The organism is Arthrobacter sp. 1088 (assembly GCF_031455315.1).
Classification (GTDB): Bacteria; Actinomycetota; Actinomycetes; order Actinomycetales; family Micrococcaceae; genus Arthrobacter.
The window spans coordinates 25,735-42,050 of record NZ_JAVDSM010000013.1 but is presented as its reverse complement, the minus strand read 5'-3'; the positions used below and the strand labels follow the sequence as shown (position 1 = coordinate 42,050).

At 61.2% G+C, this 16,316-nt stretch carries 12 protein-coding genes and 2 pseudogenes; 4 read left to right on the top strand and 10 right to left on the bottom strand.

Annotated elements, in window-relative coordinates; all coding sequences use genetic code 11:
- Positions 1-875: 875 nt before the first annotated feature.
- The 4 genes and pseudogenes from J2Y41_RS19030 (at position 876) to J2Y41_RS19015 (ending at position 4,262) form a co-directional block, all read left to right on the top strand.
- Positions 876-1,508, top strand: coding sequence for an AAA family ATPase (locus tag J2Y41_RS19030; RefSeq protein ID WP_309930795.1), 633 nt, complete (start codon positions 876-878; stop codon positions 1,506-1,508).
- A gap of 672 nt (positions 1,509-2,180) precedes the next feature.
- Positions 2,181-2,733 (top strand): annotated as a pseudogene (locus tag J2Y41_RS19025) (recombinase family protein); the annotation flags it as partial.
- 495 nt (positions 2,734-3,228) lie between these two features.
- Entirely contained in the window at positions 3,229-3,459 is a 231-nt protein-coding gene (locus tag J2Y41_RS19020) for a hypothetical protein (protein WP_309930793.1), read from the top strand.
- 596 nt (positions 3,460-4,055) lie between these two features.
- Positions 4,056-4,262, top strand: a complete 207-nt coding sequence (locus tag J2Y41_RS19015; RefSeq protein WP_309930791.1) for a hypothetical protein — start codon at positions 4,056-4,058, stop codon at positions 4,260-4,262.
- 29 nt (positions 4,263-4,291) lie between these two features.
- On the opposite strand, the pseudogene J2Y41_RS23150 reads toward J2Y41_RS19015, so the two are convergent.
- From J2Y41_RS23150 to J2Y41_RS18970, 10 genes and pseudogenes are all read right to left on the bottom strand, one after another.
- A pseudogene (locus J2Y41_RS23150) lies at positions 4,292-4,426 on the bottom strand (hypothetical protein); the annotation flags it as partial.
- A gap of 1,389 nt (positions 4,427-5,815) precedes the next feature.
- Positions 5,816-6,817, bottom strand: a complete 1,002-nt coding sequence (locus J2Y41_RS19010) for a sugar phosphate isomerase/epimerase family protein (protein WP_309930789.1) — start codon at positions 6,815-6,817, stop codon at positions 5,816-5,818.
- Between the two features lies 1 nt (position 6,818).
- Positions 6,819-8,024, bottom strand: a complete 1,206-nt coding sequence (locus J2Y41_RS19005) for a Gfo/Idh/MocA family oxidoreductase (protein ID WP_309930787.1) — start codon at positions 8,022-8,024, stop codon at positions 6,819-6,821.
- A 9-nt stretch (positions 8,025-8,033) separates the two neighbouring features.
- Positions 8,034-9,170 (bottom strand): Gfo/Idh/MocA family oxidoreductase, encoded by a 1,137-nt coding sequence (locus J2Y41_RS19000; RefSeq protein WP_309930785.1) that lies wholly within the window; start codon positions 9,168-9,170, stop codon positions 8,034-8,036.
- Positions 9,167-9,910, bottom strand: coding sequence for a sugar phosphate isomerase/epimerase (locus J2Y41_RS18995; RefSeq protein ID WP_309930783.1), 744 nt, complete (start codon positions 9,908-9,910; stop codon positions 9,167-9,169). The genes J2Y41_RS19000 and J2Y41_RS18995 overlap by 4 nt, the downstream gene beginning before the upstream one ends.
- 44 nt (positions 9,911-9,954) lie before the next feature.
- The gene (locus tag J2Y41_RS18990; protein ID WP_309930781.1) at positions 9,955-10,848 is read right to left on the bottom strand and encodes a carbohydrate ABC transporter permease; all 894 of its coding nucleotides are present in this window, start codon (positions 10,846-10,848) and stop codon (positions 9,955-9,957) included.
- 12 nt (positions 10,849-10,860) lie between these two features.
- A complete protein-coding gene (locus tag J2Y41_RS18985; protein WP_309930779.1) occupies positions 10,861-11,817 on the bottom strand; it encodes a sugar ABC transporter permease in 957 nt (318 codons plus the stop codon).
- A gap of 2 nt (positions 11,818-11,819) precedes the next feature.
- The gene (locus tag J2Y41_RS18980) at positions 11,820-13,106 is read right to left on the bottom strand and encodes a sugar ABC transporter substrate-binding protein (protein WP_309930777.1); all 1,287 of its coding nucleotides are present in this window, start codon (positions 13,104-13,106) and stop codon (positions 11,820-11,822) included.
- Between the two features lie 170 nt (positions 13,107-13,276).
- Positions 13,277-14,350 (bottom strand): LacI family DNA-binding transcriptional regulator, encoded by a 1,074-nt coding sequence (locus J2Y41_RS18975; protein ID WP_309930775.1) that lies wholly within the window; start codon positions 14,348-14,350, stop codon positions 13,277-13,279.
- 412 nt (positions 14,351-14,762) lie between these two features.
- Complete coding sequence (locus J2Y41_RS18970) at positions 14,763-16,262, bottom strand: glycoside hydrolase family 32 protein (RefSeq protein WP_309930773.1); 1,500 nt, start codon at positions 16,260-16,262, stop codon at positions 14,763-14,765.
- Positions 16,263-16,316: the final 54 nt, after the last annotated feature.

The window sequence follows — 16,316 nt, the reverse complement described above, 5'->3', positions numbered from 1 at the left end:
ACGTGGATACGCCCCGGTGAGTCCTTGAACATGAACGCCGCCTGCTCTGACGTCGGTTGAGGTCCGCCCATCGGGGATAACTGCGCTCAACCATCCTTCGTGGATTCCATCCAGCACGTCCCAAGGCATAGTTCCAACCTGTCTATGTGAAAGCCTCTCGATAACCAGGGCGCTTCATCTGCTATACGTGTCAGGAAACCCTGACATTCCAATCCTCACATAAGGAGACATCGATCCTCCAAAAGATAGTGCTTTGATAGCAGTATCAAACATTGGTAGAGGTTGGCCTCTGTGGGTCGACAGCTGTGAGATTCGGAACCAATAGCGGTTTGCTAGCGGTTCGAAACTGATATTAAATTGCTAGCGGTTCGAAACTGAGTGTCTCATATCGAGCCCTAAACGACGCGGTGTTAGTAGACTGAAGCAGATACTGATATCAGTTTGATATCAGTATCAAATTGCTACCTTTGACTCTCTTGTGCAGGCTGGGATCGCGCCTCCCGATGGGGGCATAAAGCGAACTGCCCCCTAACTGGACGGGGCGCTCCATCGGGAGATTCGTGATTGCGGAGTGCTTGCATACTGCTAGTACTTTGAAAGTGATAGCAGTATGCAAGCACTACCCTGCCTCCAGAGCGCGTTGCTCCAGAGGATGGGTAGGCGAGGCGAGGTTGCTACTACTTAAATAGCACTTTGATAGTGCTAGCAATATGCAATCAATTCCACACCTTCAGTCCTTTTTGGTCCGGATTGCGCTGCCCTGGACTACAAGCATGCCGGGCATTGCTACTTGTTTGATATCACTTTGCAACTGATATCAAACAAGTAGCGTGTCGGTAGTAGTTCGATAGCCATAGTCCACTAACCTGAGCATCATGATCATTGTTGTTGGAAGCGAAAAGGGCGGCGTGGGTAAGTCCACCGTTGTCACTAACCTCGCCGTGGAGCTTGCCAAACGTGGGCTGCGAGTGGCTGTGGTGGATGGTGACCGGCAACGGTCAACGGCTCGCTGGGCGGTCGATCGTGAAGAGGCCGGCCATGAACCACGCATTTTTGTCGTTGAAAAGCTGGGGAGTCTTCACGAAACATTGCGAGAACTCGATTCGAGCTACGAGGTGGTGCTGGTAGATGTTGCCGGCAAGGACAGTAAGGAGATGCGAACCGCTATGACGGCAGCGCATCAGTTGTTGATCCTTACGCAATCTAGCCAGTTTGATCTGGACACGTTGGAGACCGTCGATCGACTCATCGAAACCGCTCGCGACTTCAATCCCTCCCTGCGCGTTCGTGGAGCATTGACTCGTGTATCGACGAATGCTTTCGAGTCCGAAAGCGCTGATGCGCGGGAATACCTCGCTGACTACCCAAATATTGAGCCGCTGACGACCGTGCTTTACGAGCGCAAGGCCTATCGGGACGTAGTAGGGGAGGGCTTGGGCGTCGTTGAATGGAAGAATCCGAAGGCCGCCCGAGAAATCCGAGGATTGGTAGAGGAGCTGATTGGCTGATGGCGCTCAAGAAACGGTCAGCGTCTGAACGGGAGCGGGATGCAGCAATCGAGGCATTTGGTAATGCAGCAGAACCACTTCTGTCGACACCGGCTGTCAAAAGTGAACGCGTAACTCCCATTCGACCCAGCGTTACGCCAGAACTGAGTGACCTAAGGGACAAGGAGCATCCCAGGACGATGTTGCTTCGGTTCGACAATGATCTTGACCTTGTTGAACTTCTATCTACCGTGGCAACACTGGAAGGCCGAAAGAAGCATCCCATGGCCTTGCGTGCCTTGAGGATAGGGCTTGAGCAAGTCAGGGATAGCTACGAATAGAAATCCTTCAGATGCTATCGATCTGATATCAGTTAGACAGCAGTTGTGTGTTTCAGCAGACTGGAACGTGACGAGGCGAAGCAGTAGCCAGACGGTGCCGGCAGCTGAGAGCTGGCGGCACCGCCCCCGTTACTGATCCTTTGTTAGAACAGGCGGCCACGCGGACGACTCAGTCTGATGAATCTGCTGCGAAAAGCTAAAGGTTAACGAGATATTCGCGCGCTCCGGCAGTTCGGGACCGTTGGAGCTGGGATATCGCGCTTCGTCTTGTCTCGATAAGTCATCCGTCGCAAGATGCCTTACCTACGTTACCTACGTTGGGTGTTGGGTTTGTTGAGACAGTAGGGGCAGGATGAGGTTACTTGGGTATACGAGGGCTAATACTGCGTTCCAGGATTCGCAGTTGCAGCTGGACGGCGTGCTGCCGGTCGGGGTGCAGAAACGCGACCTATTCTCCGATGTCACTTCAGGGAGCAGAGCTGTGGACCGGCCGGAGATGAGGAATCTACTTGAATACGTCGAAGCGGGAAACGCCTTGGTGGTGTGGAAGGTGGACCGTCTGGGGCGCTCCCTGATGCTGTGTTGAACACGGTGAACTTGCTGCAGGGCAGGGGAGTGGCGCTCCGTTCGATCTCGGACGGCATCGACCCTGCGACGTCGACGGGGCGGTTGCTGCTGAACATGCTGGACCCTGGCATTATTAACGCGAGCTGATCACCGAACGCGTCAACGCCGGCATTGCCGCCAAAGGCAACGGGACCAGGTTCGGCCGGCCCGTGGTGGATCCATCAGTTACCGTCGGCCAGCAGGAGATTGTGGAGCAGGAACGGGCCAAGGGCCGCACGGCTGAGCAAGCAGACCAGCTGGTCGGGTGGAGCAGGGCCACCCTGTACCGGCGCAGCAAGCAATGGCCCGTCAGGATGAACTCTGAGTTCCGGACTAGTGGAGTGGGCCCGTTCCGGGCGGCATCTGGTGAGCCACCAAAAGCTCCATCCAGAATCGGCAACCAGCTTCTGGCCAACCCTCAAAGGCTGCGCTGAGCGCCTTCTACCTAGGGTTCCGTGAGCGAATGTACTTCCACGTGCCGAGTAGGGCAGGAAGTTCTCGATAGTGCCGCGCGCAGTGGGGTCGTGCGTGCCCGGCTGCCGGCTCTAGGCCCTCCTTGACTGTCCTGAGGATCCCTCCGATCAGTGCCACTCTGTGCTATCGAGGCGGGACGCCACCGATGGCTTTTGCCGCTCGCCCGGATCCGATAGCACCGGAAGTGGCCCCTGTCCGGGCTGGAAGGTTTCGACGGCAGGGTGTGCACAAGGTCCGGATCGATCACGGGCTTCGTTTCTGCGAGGTCAGGAAGGGGCGGGAACATCGGCGGTTGCTTTGAAGGGGACGTTGGTGATTCGATGGGTCGCATAGTTGGCGTCTTCCCTGATGGCGTCGGCGATGTCAGTGCTGCGACGCACGAGCGCTGGCATGCCGAAGGTGAAGAAGAACGCGCCTCGGGTAAGGTCGCCCAGGGCGTAGAGTCGGTCCGATCCGTGGCGGCCCAAGACCTCACCGGAGGTCCCTGCGATCTCCAGGCCGCCGTAAATGTGCCGTTTTGCAAGACCATTGCCGACGGCGCAGTCTACTAGTTCCTGTGCGCCGGGGGATCCCGTAGCTGGCTGGTGTCACGGCGTTGACAATGAAGTCCGCTCGCGCCTGGCCCGCATCAAAATGGAGGTCGAAACCGCCCCGTGAGGGCTGCACCGACCGAAGGCCTGCTTTCAGGTGCGCCTGGCCGGATTCCAGCATGGCTAGGATCTTTCCGGCGTTTGCCGCGGGCATTGGACTGCAGCGTTTCATGATGTCCCGCACCCCATTGGGGGAACCCATGATCTTGTGCTTGTCGTCGGGGTGGAGGGCGAACCAAAAATCTCCCAATGGGTGGGGTGCACACTTCTGGAAAATATGCTTCCAAGTCATCTGGGCCGTGTGGATGCCCCAGTTGCCAGCGGAGCCACGACATCGGTTCAGAAATGTGCGGCCGATGGAAAAGGCCATTGGGTCGGTCTCCCATGGCCCGGACCTCATTGCCGAAAAGCTGCTCGAGGTCGCCCAGGCGAAGGGAACCCGGCGAGGAGGCATAGGTAGCAGCCCGGGCGGTTAGGTGCTCAGGCGACCAATCCAGGCCGGGGCGGCGCCCGAACGGCAGGACGCCTGAGCGCGAGCACAGGCTCACGGGTCCGGTATGGCCGTTGGCCTTGAGGGAGACCGCGACGTCGACCGCGGTCAGTCCGGTTCCGAGGATCCCGACAGCGGCGTCCGAAGGAATGCCAGCGAGCCGCTCAAAGGTGGGGTACGGGTCGAAAATGTATCCCTTGTGCGTGTTGAGTCCGAACGGATCTCCGAGCACGGAGCCGCCGACTCCCTGCGTGTGCCCGCACCAACAAGGTAGCCCGAGGTCCCGGCCGGATGAAGCGACGTGGCCCGCTCCTGGACGAACTCGATAGCCCAGCCCCGGCTCCTCATCTCGGTGACGAGTTCGCTCGCGTGCTCGCGGATGGAGCGCCCGTAGAGTGCCAGTGGGAAGAAGGCATCGGCAGGCTGCCCCGGGTCCAGGATGCCATTACGGACGAGCCAGCGGTGCGCTTGGTCAGCGTCCAGCCAGCCAATGGATCATGGTTTCCACCCGTAGGAGGAGCCGTAGTACTTGCCTGTCTTGTTGCCGTAGATTTGGGTGCCCATGGCCGTTTACATGTCGTCTTTGTTGGAAAAACTTGACGCGTCGTTGAGGTGGTTGTAGACGGCGGCGGAAATGTTGATGGTCTTTCCGTTCCGAATCTCGCTGGGTTCGCGGCCACATTCGGGGCGGCGCCGACGGCGACGATGTCGTTCTCACCGTGGATGAGTATGGCTTTGCCCGTGTCGATGGCTACTCCGTGGCCCACCGTCTATTTGAAAGTGTTCCACTTCTCCTGAGGGCGGGTTAATGACTTCGTCGACCGCCCAGGAGATGTTCAAGGCGGCTTTGGCGGCATTCGAATTCTTGCTGTCACCGATGAAGATTCCCATTACCCGACCTCCGTCAAAGCTGCGGATGTGCCCGCCCCGCGCACGATGATACGTGAGGCTGCATTCAGGTAGCAGCGGATGACCTTCGCGCCGGCCCAGTCCATGTACGCCTGGGCAGTCCGGCGGGGTCGGTTATGTCTGGCGTAGAGATAGGAGCGTCCAGGCTACAGCCCGTTGCCCAAGCCGGTGTCCCTGCCTTCGGAAACACCTGCCCATCGCGCTCTGCCCAGTCCGGCAGCAAGATCGGCAACCACCATCTTTGGGCGGCTTGTACTCCCACGCCAAGGCTGCTTTGACAGTCCGGCTGGCGTCATGGTTTGCCGGTTCGGGGGTTATGTCGGCGTGGGTGAGGAATTATTCTGGCTCCTCGGTCGCCTCCGATGCTGAGTACGTCGGCAGCGATTGCCCGCATATGCACCTGCTGGGGCCCTGCTACCTTCCAACACAATCCAGGTGCATAGAGACGGCCGGGCCAGGACCGGGCGTGGTCCGGGCCTGGCCGTCTCGTTGGAGTGATGATCGGACGGCGGGACTCTCGCCTAAGTAGGCCTTCAGAGTTCGTTGAGGTGCCGCAATTATTCGTTCTCGATGCCTTGGTTTCATCACGGGATCCCCGTGTCCGTTCAGGAAGAGCCGGTAGTGGACCGTGGAGAGCCTGCCGGCACTTTTCACTCCGGAGAGGGTCACCGCCCGGTAAAGGGAGCGGTGCCCATTCATCGCTCACGATCATGGCCCAAACATCGCACTCCACCGAAGGCACGGAAACGCGGCTTCTCAGTTGGAGTGTGATGGCCTGCGAACGAGATCGTCACGCAGGATCCTTCCAAGGCCGGGTTCTCAAAGAAACAACCCGAGTCCACGACGTGACAAACGACTACGTTGGAGGCGTCTGTCGCGCCGGCCGAACTCGTCACACTTCCAGAGAACCAGACACGGTTAGTCTTTGCTGCTGAAGGCGGCGTCGAAGGAGGTCTGCGAGGCAGGGAAGTCGAACTTCTTCAGGGCGGCGAGGGCTTCGGGGGCGCCGTGCAGGCGGTCCATGCCAGCGTCTTCCCATTCCACGGAAATGGGTCCGGTGTAGCCGATCGCGGCGAGGGCCCGGAAGGAGGATTCCCAGGGCACGTCGCCGCGTCCGGCCGAGACGAAGTCCCAGCCCCGGCGGGGATCGCCCCAGGGCAGGTGGGAGCCCATCACGGTGTTCCGGCCAGTGGGCCGGAGCTTGGTGTCCTTGCAGTCCACATGGTAGATCCGGTCCTTGAAGTCCCAGATGAAGGAGACAGGGTCAATGCCTTGCCACATGAAGTGCGAGGGATCCCAGTTCAGGCCGAACGCGGGCCGGTGGCCGATCGCTTCGAGGGTCCGGACGGTGGTCCAGTAGTCGTAGGCGATCTCGGAGGGGTGCACTTCGTGGGCGAAGCGGACACCGCATTCATCGAAGACGTCCAGGATGGGGTTCCAGCGGTCGGCGAAGTCCTGGTAGCCGGCGTCGATGACCTTTTCGGGGACGGGCGGGAACATGGCCACGTACTGCCAGATGGAGGAACCGGTGAACCCGACGACGGTGTCCACTCCCAGCGCGCGAGCCAGGCGGGCGGTGTGTTTCATTTCTTCGGCGGCGCGTTGCCGGACGCCTTCGGGCTCGCCGTCACCCCACACGCGCGATCCCACGATGGCTTCATGGCGGAAGTCAATGGGGTCATCGCAGACGGCCTGGCCTTTGAGGTGGTTGGAGATGGCCCACACCTTGAGGTTGTACTTTTCCAGGATGGCGAGTTTGGACTCGACGTAGCCGGGCTCATCCCAGCGCCAGGCGTCCAGGTGGTCTCCGGAGACGGCGATTTCCAGGCCGTCATAGCCCCAGCCTGAGGCAAGGCGCGCGACTTCCTCGAACGGGAGGTCGGCCCACTGGCCGGTGAACAGGGTGTACGGGCGGGGCATGTCAGGCTCCTTCAGTAAAGAGGGATGCGTCCTCGACGACTGTGATGGTGCTCTGGTTATTTGCTGATGTTTCAACGGCGGCGAGCACGCGTTGGACTTGGAGGCCTTCTTCGAACGACGGCGACGGCGCCTCGCCCGAGGCGATCGCGGTCAGGAAGTCCCGGATCTGGTGCGTGAAAGTGTGTTCCCAACCGATGACGTGACCCTGGGGCCACCACGCGCCCATGTACAGGTGTTCGGGTTCGTTGACCAGGATCCGGCGGAAGCCCTGCTCCCTGACCGGTGCTGTGGCGTCCAGGAACATGAGTTCGTTGAGGTTTTCCAGGTCAAACATCAAAGATCCTCCCGTTCCGTAGATCTCGATCTGCAAGGAGTTTTTCTGGCCGGTCGCGACCCGTGATGCTTCGACGGAGGCACCCATGTCACCGGTGAGCCAGAAAGTCCCCCACACGGCGTCGTCGACTGTAACTTCTTCCGGGCCGTCCGGTCCCGGACGGCGGGTCACGAAGGTTCTCAGGACGCCGGATGATTCCAGGATAGTTTGTCCGGTGAGGTGCTGGATTTGGTCGATGGCGTGGGAGGCGATGTCGCCCAGAGCCCCGGAGCCGGCGGTTTCCTTCCGGAGCCGCCAGGTCATGGGGGATTCGGCATCGGAGAGCCAGTCCTGAAGGTAGGCGGCCCGGACGTGCCGGACGGTGCCGAGCCGGCCTTCCGCGATCAGCTCCCGGGCCAACGCCAGCGCCGGGACGCGGCGGTAGTTAAAACCAATCATGGACTGCACACCCCGGGCGCGGGCATTGACGGCGGCCGCGGTCATGAGTTCAGCCTCGGCCAAGTTGTTGGCCAGTGGCTTCTCCACCAACACGTGTTTGCCGGCGGCCAGCGCGGCAACAGCGATTTCGGCATGCATCCAGCCCGGGGCGCAAATATCGACGATGTCGATGTCGTCCCGGTTGATCACGCTCCGCCAATCGGTCGCCCACTCGGCCCAACCGTACTTTCCAGCAGCGAAGGCAACCTCAGCTGCGTCCCGGCCGACGAGGACTTTTTGTTCGAAGGCCGGGACGTCAAAGAAGCTGGCCACATTCCGCCACGCGTTCGAGTGGGCCTTCCCCATAAACGCGTAACCGATCGCGGCGACACCCAGGGGTGTCTTGCCCGGGTGGCCGTTGTGAGGGGCGGTGGGGGGTGGGGCGGAGCTGGTCATGAGTGTTTCCTAGAGGGTGGCGGCCATCGGGTCCCAGTCCTCGGGGAGAGCCTGGGGCGTCACGGCGGAGCTGTCGACGCCCACAAAGGCGCCGGTTTCTGCGGACTCGGAAATGGAAACCAGGGTATCGACCACGTGGTAGGCGAGGGTTCCCTGGGCGCGGTGCGGGACACCGGCGCGCAAGGAACGGGCCATGTCCAACACACCCATCCCTCGACCGTTGGCCGGTCCCGTTGCGGGAATGATCTCGGGTTCTTCCGCCCCGGGGCGCCAGAGCTTCAGGTCGCCGCCGAAAAAGTTCGGATCCGGCAGCTCCAGGGTGCCCTCGGTGCCGGCGATCTCCACGAAACCCGTCCGCAGGCGGGGGGATTCGAAGCTGAAGACGCTGTGCGAGGATGCGCCGCTTTCGAACTGTGCCATGGCGGAGACATGCGTCGGGACCTCGACGCCGAACTCCTCGCCGGCCTTGGGCCCGGAACCGACCACGCGGACGTCCTTGGCTTTGGAACCGACGGCGGCAACCTTGCGGACCGAGCCGAAGGTCTGCACGAGCGCGGTGATGTAATACGGGCCCATGTCGAAGAGCGGGCCCGCGCCGTGGGCGAAGAGGAACGCCGGGTTCGGGTGCCAGGACTCCGGACCCGGGGTCTGGAACATCGTCAGGGCGGTAAGCGGGGAACCGATGTCACCGCGTTCGATGATCCGCCGGGCGGTCTGCAGCCCGGCGCCCAGGAAGGTGTCCGGTGCGCAACCCAGCCGGATGCCTGCGGCGTCGGCAGTCTTCAGCAGGGCCAGCCCGGATTCGCGGTCCAGGGAGAACGGCTTTTCGGTCCAAACGTGCTTGCCGGCATTCACGGCGGCGGTGGCAACCTCGACGTGCGCGGACGGGATGGTCAGGTTGATGACGATCTCGACGTCGGGGTGGTTCAGGGCCGCGTCCACGCCGCCCCACTCCGAGATGCCGTATTCCTTCGCCCGCGCTTTCGCGGCTTCCTCGAACAGGTCCGCGATGACATGGACTTTCAGGTCCGGGAAGACCGTCAGGTTGTCCAGATAGGCCTTGCTGATGTTGCCTGCCCCGATGACGGCGACGCCCACCGGTCCCCGGCGGGTGGAAGGGCTGGACTGTTTCGTTTCGGTACTCATGCACTCACGTCCTGTCCAGCGTTCAGGAAGGCGAGACTCTCGGCGATGCCTTCGAAAATGTCTCCGGTGTAGTCGTCGAACTCCACGACGCCCACTTCAAGGGACTTCGCGGCGCCAATGACATCCCACACGGCGATTTTGCCTTGGCCGGCTGGCTGCTGGGCTTTGGTGTCCGTGGTGGCCGGGCCGTCCTTGATGTGGATGAACTTCACACGGTCACCGAGACGGGCGAGCAGCTCCACAGGGTCCTGGCCACCGACGGCGGCCCAGTAGGTGTCGACTTCCAGGACCAGTTCCGGGTCAAGGAGGCCTTCGAAGTACTCCAGGGCCGTGCTGCCTTCGATGAGGGACTCCAACTCCCAAGCGTGGTTGTGGTAACCGACGCGGATGCCGTATTCGGCACCCTTTTTGGCTGCGGCGTTGAGTTTTGCGGCGGTGGCCTGGATGTCTCCGGCGGACTGCCAGTGTTCGGCGGGCAGGTATGGATCGATCACGGTGGTGATGCCCAGTTCCTTTGCCGCGGCGAAGATCCTGTCCTGGTCCTCGCTCAACAGTGGGGCATGGCCCGATGGTGCCGTGAGCCCGTTCTCCCGCAGGGCTGTGCCGAGCTCCTTGGCCGTGGACACGAAATTGTAGGGTTCGACCTGCGTGAAGCCGATCTCCGAGACTTTCCTGATGGCGCCGGGCAGGTCTTCCTGCATTGCATCGCGCAGGGTATACAGCTGGATGGAATAGTGCATTCGTATCCTTGGTAGTCGGTGGGGCTAGGTTTGCTTGGGGCTGGCTACTTGATGCCGGTCGCCGCTACGCCTTGGATGAAGAAGCGCTGCAGGGCTATGAACAGGGCAACGATGGGGGTGATGACCAGCACCGCACCTGCCAGCAGCAGGCCGTAGTCTGTTGCGTTCTGGCCGGTAGAGTACAGGGACAAAGCGACGGGCAGCGTATATTTTTCTTCGCTTTGAGCGGCTACGAGTGGCCAGAGGAAGTTGTTCCAGGATCCGAGAAAGGTGAGGATTCCGAGGGTTGCCAGCGGAGGCCCGCACAAGGGCATGACGATTCGGGTGAAGGTCCGCAGCTCTCCGGCCCCGTCGATTCTGGCTGCCTCGATCAGCGACTCCGGTATCCCCATCATGAACTGCCGCATCAGGAAGACCCCCAGGGGCGAGACAAGGAAGGGCAGGATCAGCGCCGGGTAGGTGTTGACCAGACCCAGCTTGCTGACCATCACAAACAGCGGCACGAAGGTGACCACGCCGGGCACCATGAGGGTGACCATGATGCCAAGAAATAGGATGCGTTTTCCGGCGAAGTCCATTTTCGCCAGCGCGTAGCCCACCATTGAGCAGAACAGCAGATTTCCCAGGACCGTCACGACGGCCACAAGGAGGCTGTTCATGAAGAAGCGGTCGATGTGCAGCTCGGTGAACCAGCGAACGTAGTTATCCAGGGTCGCGTCCTGCGGCCACCACGTCACGGGCCGCCGCAGCAGTTCCCCCTGGGTTTTGAAGGACCCAAGCAGCATCCAGGCAAAGGGCAGAACCGTCGCGGCTCCGGCGAGAACAAGCGCGGCGTAAACCCAGCCCCGCTTTGCCCACTCCGGGTAGAGCTTGGGGCGCGGTGTGGACGGCCGGGCCTTGGGGTGATCCCGCAGCGGTGCGGTTCTTGTATCGATCATTGTCTACTCGCTTCAATCTTTGGAGCGGAGGGCACGGAATTGGATCAGGCTCAGCAGCGCGATGGCCACGAACAGCACGTAGCTGGCGGCCGACGCCAGCCCGTATTTTCCGTATCCGAACTGGTTGAAGGTGAAGTAACTCACCGACAGGGTGGAATCCAGGGGCCCGCCCTTGGTCATCACGAAGGGTTCTTCGAAGAACTGGAGGAAGCCTACGGACAGCATTACCGCGCCCAGCAGCAGGGTAGGCCGCAGGATGGGCAGGGTGATCCGGATGAACCTCTGCCATGCGTTGGCGCCGTCAACCTGCGCCGCTTCCAGCACGTCCACGGGAACGTTCTGCAGACCGGCCAGGAAGATAATCATGAGCGTGCCCATGTTGCGCCAAACAGCCATCATGATCATCGCCGGCATCGACCATTGGGTGCTGTTCAGCCAGTCCGGCCCTGCAATGCCAACCCAGCCCAGCACGATGTTCAGAAGCCCGTCCGGTTGAAGGATGAACCTCCACACAACGGCCACAGCCACAATGCTGGTTACCACCGGGGTGTAGAAGCCGACCCTGAAGGCGCTTCGGAACCGCGTAATGCCATTGTTCAGCGCCACTGCCAGGGCCAGGCCGACGGCCATCGTCAACGGGATCCCGATAATTACGAAGTAGCCGGTGTTCAGCAGGGAGTGGAGGAACTGCTGGTTGCCGAAGAGCGCCGCGAACTGGTCCAGCCCGACGAAGCCTACGCCGAGGGGATTCCGGACGTCCTTGCTGGTGAAGTCCGTGAATGACAGCACGAAGGAGGAGAACAGCGGGACCAGCATGAAGAAGCCAAAAATGATGATGAACGGCAAGGCGAACAGCCATGCAATGACAGACTGCCGGCGGCGTCTGGCGGCGGGGCCGCGACGCTCGGGGGCCCTGGGCGGGCGGACAGCCGGCTTGCTGTCCGCTCGCCCGGTTTCAGTGGTGACCATGATTACTTGCTGGTCCCGATTTTGTCAGCGGTCGCCTGCAACTCCTTCATTGCCACTGCGGGGTCCTTCCCCGCCTTGACGATCTGCTCCAGCTGGGAGTCGGCTGCGCCGGCCACCTCGGTCCAGGTGGGGATCGTGGGCGGGAAGTTGGTGTCCTTCAACTGCTCACCGAAAACGGCGAGTTTCTTGTCGTTGGCCAGCACAGGGTCCTTCCAGGTGCTTTCAACTGCGGGCAGGCTTCCAGAGACCTTGTACCACTTTGCCTGCACCTCGGGCTTGGAGAACCACTCCGCAAGTTTCCAGGCTCCGTCCCGGTTTTTGGCGTCCTTGAAAACCGTCAGGTTCGATCCGCCGATGAAGGAGGTCGCCGTAACTTTTGTGGGGATCTTCGCCACCATGTACTTGTCCTCGAAGCCCGGCCCGCCGGCCTTGTTGATCTGCCCGAGAAGGCCCGGTCCGGCGATCAGCACCGGAGCGGTGCCGTTGACAAATGCCGCTTCACCGGCGCCAGCCCCCGTCTCGGGGTTCTTGTTGGCCAGCCCGTCAGTAAAGAAGCTCTGGTAGTACTTCAGCGCTTCAACGATTTCAGGAGTGTCGAAGGTCCACTTTGAGTTGTCCTTGGTGATGAATTCAGCGCCGTTGGACCACAGGAACGGAAGCATGCCTTGGAAGTCCTTGACCGGCAGCTGGAAAGGTTCCTTCACGCCGGGCTGGGCCTTTACAGCCTTCGCCATCTCCTTCAGGCCATCCCAGGTGGTCGGGAATTCGGTATAGCCGGCCTTCTCGGCCAGATCCTTACGGAAGAAGAAGACACGGGTGTCGACGTACCAAGGGACACCCACCGCCGTACCACCCACTTCTGTTGACTTGACTGAACTGGGCAGGAACCCTGAGGTGTCGATCTCGGCAGGCTTCGGATCGAAGGCGTCACCGAAGTCAGTCATCATCGTCGTGCCCATCTGGGCGATATCCGGGGTGGTGCCTCCGGCAATGGCTGCCTGGTACTTGTTGACCGCGGCATCCCAGGGAATGGCCGTGACATTTACCTTGACGCCGGGGTTCTCTGCCTCGAAATCCTTCACGAACTCCGGAAGCAACTCCGCCTCCCCGCCCTGAGCCCAGAGATTGATCGTGCCTGTGGCGGCCCCAGCCGCGACAGCCTTGCCGGTTTCGGTACCACTGGCGGCCTCATTGTCGCGGCCGCACCCCGTCAGCAGTAACCCGGCAACAAGCCCGAGGGCAGCCGCCTTCCTAAGCCGGACACCTGTGTCCGTAGGGGCCTGGATCATGTTCGTTCCCTTCAATCAGGCGCCTAGGGCGCCAACAGTAAGACGAGTCCCCGATTGATGCGCTTGGATATGAAAGGCTGAGATTTCTCAATGCGCTTAGATCGGCGGGATGAGATTCAATCTAAGCGCATTACTGTGACTTTTACAACACTTTTCCCGCAATCGACCCGTTAGTTTTCCCCTGTGCTGCAGCCGCAACTTTCGCGCACGGCAAGCCGGACAGGCAGCTGCCTGTTTGAAGGCCCAGCGCCGGGGTCTGTCAGGGCGCCGGCCAGGATCTCGACTGCCGTGCGTCCAATCAGCTCCATCGGCTGGCGAACGGTGGTCAGGGATGGCCGGGCAAGCCGGCCGGCAACTATCCCGTCAAAACCTGTAACCGCCACCCTGCCCGGGACCTGGATTCCGGCGGCCTTGAGCGTCTCCATGACGACCAAGGCTTCCTGGTCGTTGGCGCAGACGAAACAGTCGGGCAGAGAACCGGAGCCGAGCAGATCCGCGATGAGTTCGGCAGTTACAGCACTCGTGGAGGGACGGCTCTCCAGGGGCGGCAAAACTTCCAAGCCGTGCGCGTTCAGGGCAGACTTGAACCCGTTGTACCTGGCCTCCGTCTCGGCGTTTTGGATGCTGACGAACATGAATTTCCGGAAAGCGTGAACGCCGATCAGATGCTCCATCAACTGCCGGACGCCCGAGACATTGTCTATCGTGACGTGGTGGAGGCTGCTGTCACCGGATGGGTCGGAAAGTTCAACAACGGGGATTCGGCCAGAAATCCGACGGGTTACTTCGGTGGGAATGGTGCGGGCAAAAACGATCAGTCCGTCCACCCGACCGGCGATGTCCGTTACGGCCCTTTCACTGCTTGCCTTGTTGCCGCCACCAAGCATGAGCGCGTATCCCCGGCTGAAGCACTCCAGTTCGACCCCGCGCTGAACCTCGTCGACCCATATCGGAAACAGCCGGCAATCATCATTGGGCTCCGAGCCGGCGCCAGCGCCGTCACCCTCTGCCTCCGGCAGCAGATTCAGATAGTCGAACGAAAACAGTCCAAGGGCTCCGGTCCGGCCCTTGGCCAACCCGCGGGCGCTGGCGCTGGGCACATATCCCAGCGCCCGGGCGGCATCCAGAACCGATTTCCTGGTTGACTCCTTGACGCGGTGGGGCTGCGTGAAGGCAAACGAAACTGTCGCGATCGAAACCCCTGCCTGCTCGGCAACGTCATACACTGTCGGACCCTTGACCATCGCTAATGCTTCCTTCCAGAGAACCTATGCGCTTAACAATAGGGCGTGAAGCATCCGTGAGGACATTAATCCTCACCACGACATATGCCGGTTCCTGGTTTAAGGGTGGTTTTGCGCCCCTCCGGGCGGTGCTGGTTGCTGCCGACGGGGCCCGGAGTCGTCCCGGGTCATTTTGGTCTTCTTCTGCCTCGAGCCAAGTTAGTCCGCTCGGGGTATGTCCGACCAGGGGTGAGGCAGCGTTCGGTGCGATGCCCCATGAGCGGGCGATGATTGGCCCCTTGTGTTTTGGATATCAGCCAGCCTTCAACCCCCGGCCCGAACTGGCCGGGGGTTCCCCACATCGCGATGCCACCAGAAACCATGGAAAGCACAGTTCCGGGGTACGGCGTCTCTCTGGAAGCTGCAGCCTTTGTCAGTCCAGCGTGGTGAGAGTCAGCGAGGAAGCTTTCACGGTTCCTCCGGAGGCGTAGAGCGCCAAGCCGACGTTTTCCGGGTCGGGGAAGATCAGTTCGGTCATAGTGACCTGTCCGTCCTGCGCGAAGATCTCCACTGAGCAGTGGTCCACGAAAATACGCAGGTCATACGATCCTCCCGTTGGCTGCAGCGGTGCGCTGTCGATGGAGGAGAAGTCCTCGTGGAAGTCCGTGTTGCCCGAGGTCGTCCTGTCCACCGTGAGCCGGCCCTCGCCTGGACGGATGCCGATCCGGGTCCCGTCATCGCCGTTACCTCGGATCATCAGGCCGAACTCTTCCGCGGAACCTGGAACAAACGTCGCCTCGATGACTTGCACGGCGGTGCCGCCCTCCACGGGGTGGAGGCCGGCGTCGAGGTCGAGCCCTGTATACGAGACGGTGCGCCCGGGATCGGCATTGGCTTCCCAGACCGGCCGCTGGCGGAGGCGGATTTGTGCGTTGAAGCTTACGAGCGAGACTTCGCGCACAAGTGACATCGGACCGCGCCATGGGGACGTGGGAATGTCGTTGCTGTACTGCCAGTTGTTCATCCACCCGATCATGAGCCGGCGCCCGTCCGGGACGTTGTTGAACGATACCGCGGCGTAGTAGTCCCTGCCCCAGTCGAGCCAAAGGTACTCGCTCAGGCGTGCCGGATCCTGCAGACCCTCGGTGACGGTGGTTTCCGAGGAGAACCTTACGCCGTCGAAGTCCCCGACGAAGTACTGCCCGGCTGAGCCCCCGTTGGGCCCGCCGGGATTGAGGTTGACGGTGAGGACCCATTTGATGTTGTCCTCATTTCCGTCCAGGGGAAGGGGGAACAGGTCCGGGCATTCCCACACACCCCCCGTGCCGTTGGCGGGTCCGAAACTGCTGAGATATTCCCACGTTTTCAGGTCATCGGAACGGTAGAGGACCACCGTGTAATCGTGGGCCTCGACGGCGACCATGACCCAGTAGCTGCCACGGGGGCCACTGTAGCGGAACACCTTCGGGTCCCGGAAGTTTGCGGACTCGCGCTCCAGAACCGGGTTGGCGTGGTATTTGGTCCAGGTGTAGCCGCCATCCGTGCTCCACGCGAGCGACTGGGCCTGGTGTCCGTAGTGCGGCGAGTCCTCCTTAAACGCGCTGGTGTAGATGGCCACAAGAGGGGCAGCCAGCGGGCCTCCGAGTCCGCTGGTGTTGTACTCGTCCCAGACAATGCTGCCGGAAAAGATGTCCTCGGATTCGTCGCAGGCGATGGCGACAGGCTGCTCGGTCCACGTCACGAGGTCAGTCGAGGTGGCATGGCCCCAGGACATGTTTCCCCAGACATTCCCGAACGGGTTGTTCTGGTAATAGAGGTGGTACGTGCCGTCATGGAAGATCAGCCCGTTGGGGTCGTTCAGCCAGGTGTCTTTACTGGCATAGTGGAATGCGGGTCGGAATGCTTCGTTTACAAGTGAAGAAACGGCTGTCATGGCGTGGGTCCTCTTTCATCGTGCAGGTGGATCGGCGACTTATGCGCTTAGATT

Coding starts and splice junctions, on each gene's coding strand:
- J2Y41_RS19030 (WP_309930795.1), top strand. CDS start 876: ATGATCATTGTTGTTGGAAGCGAAAAGGGCGGCGTGGGTAAGTCCACC.
- J2Y41_RS19020 (WP_309930793.1), top strand. CDS start 3,229: ATGGGTCGCATAGTTGGCGTCTTCCCTGATGGCGTCGGCGATGTCAGT.
- J2Y41_RS19015 (WP_309930791.1), top strand. CDS start 4,056: ATGGCCGTTGGCCTTGAGGGAGACCGCGACGTCGACCGCGGTCAGTCC.
- J2Y41_RS19010 (WP_309930789.1), bottom strand. CDS start 6,817: ATGCCCCGCCCGTACACCCTGTTCACCGGCCAGTGGGCCGACCTCCCG.
- J2Y41_RS19005 (WP_309930787.1), bottom strand. CDS start 8,024: ATGACCAGCTCCGCCCCACCCCCCACCGCCCCTCACAACGGCCACCCG.
- J2Y41_RS19000 (WP_309930785.1), bottom strand. CDS start 9,170: ATGAGTACCGAAACGAAACAGTCCAGCCCTTCCACCCGCCGGGGACCG.
- J2Y41_RS18995 (WP_309930783.1), bottom strand. CDS start 9,910: ATGCACTATTCCATCCAGCTGTATACCCTGCGCGATGCAATGCAGGAA.
- J2Y41_RS18990 (WP_309930781.1), bottom strand. CDS start 10,848: ATGATCGATACAAGAACCGCACCGCTGCGGGATCACCCCAAGGCCCGG.
- J2Y41_RS18985 (WP_309930779.1), bottom strand. CDS start 11,817: ATGGTCACCACTGAAACCGGGCGAGCGGACAGCAAGCCGGCTGTCCGC.
- J2Y41_RS18980 (WP_309930777.1), bottom strand. CDS start 13,106: ATGATCCAGGCCCCTACGGACACAGGTGTCCGGCTTAGGAAGGCGGCT.
- J2Y41_RS18975 (WP_309930775.1), bottom strand. CDS start 14,350: ATGGTCAAGGGTCCGACAGTGTATGACGTTGCCGAGCAGGCAGGGGTT.
- J2Y41_RS18970 (WP_309930773.1), bottom strand. CDS start 16,262: ATGACAGCCGTTTCTTCACTTGTAAACGAAGCATTCCGACCCGCATTC.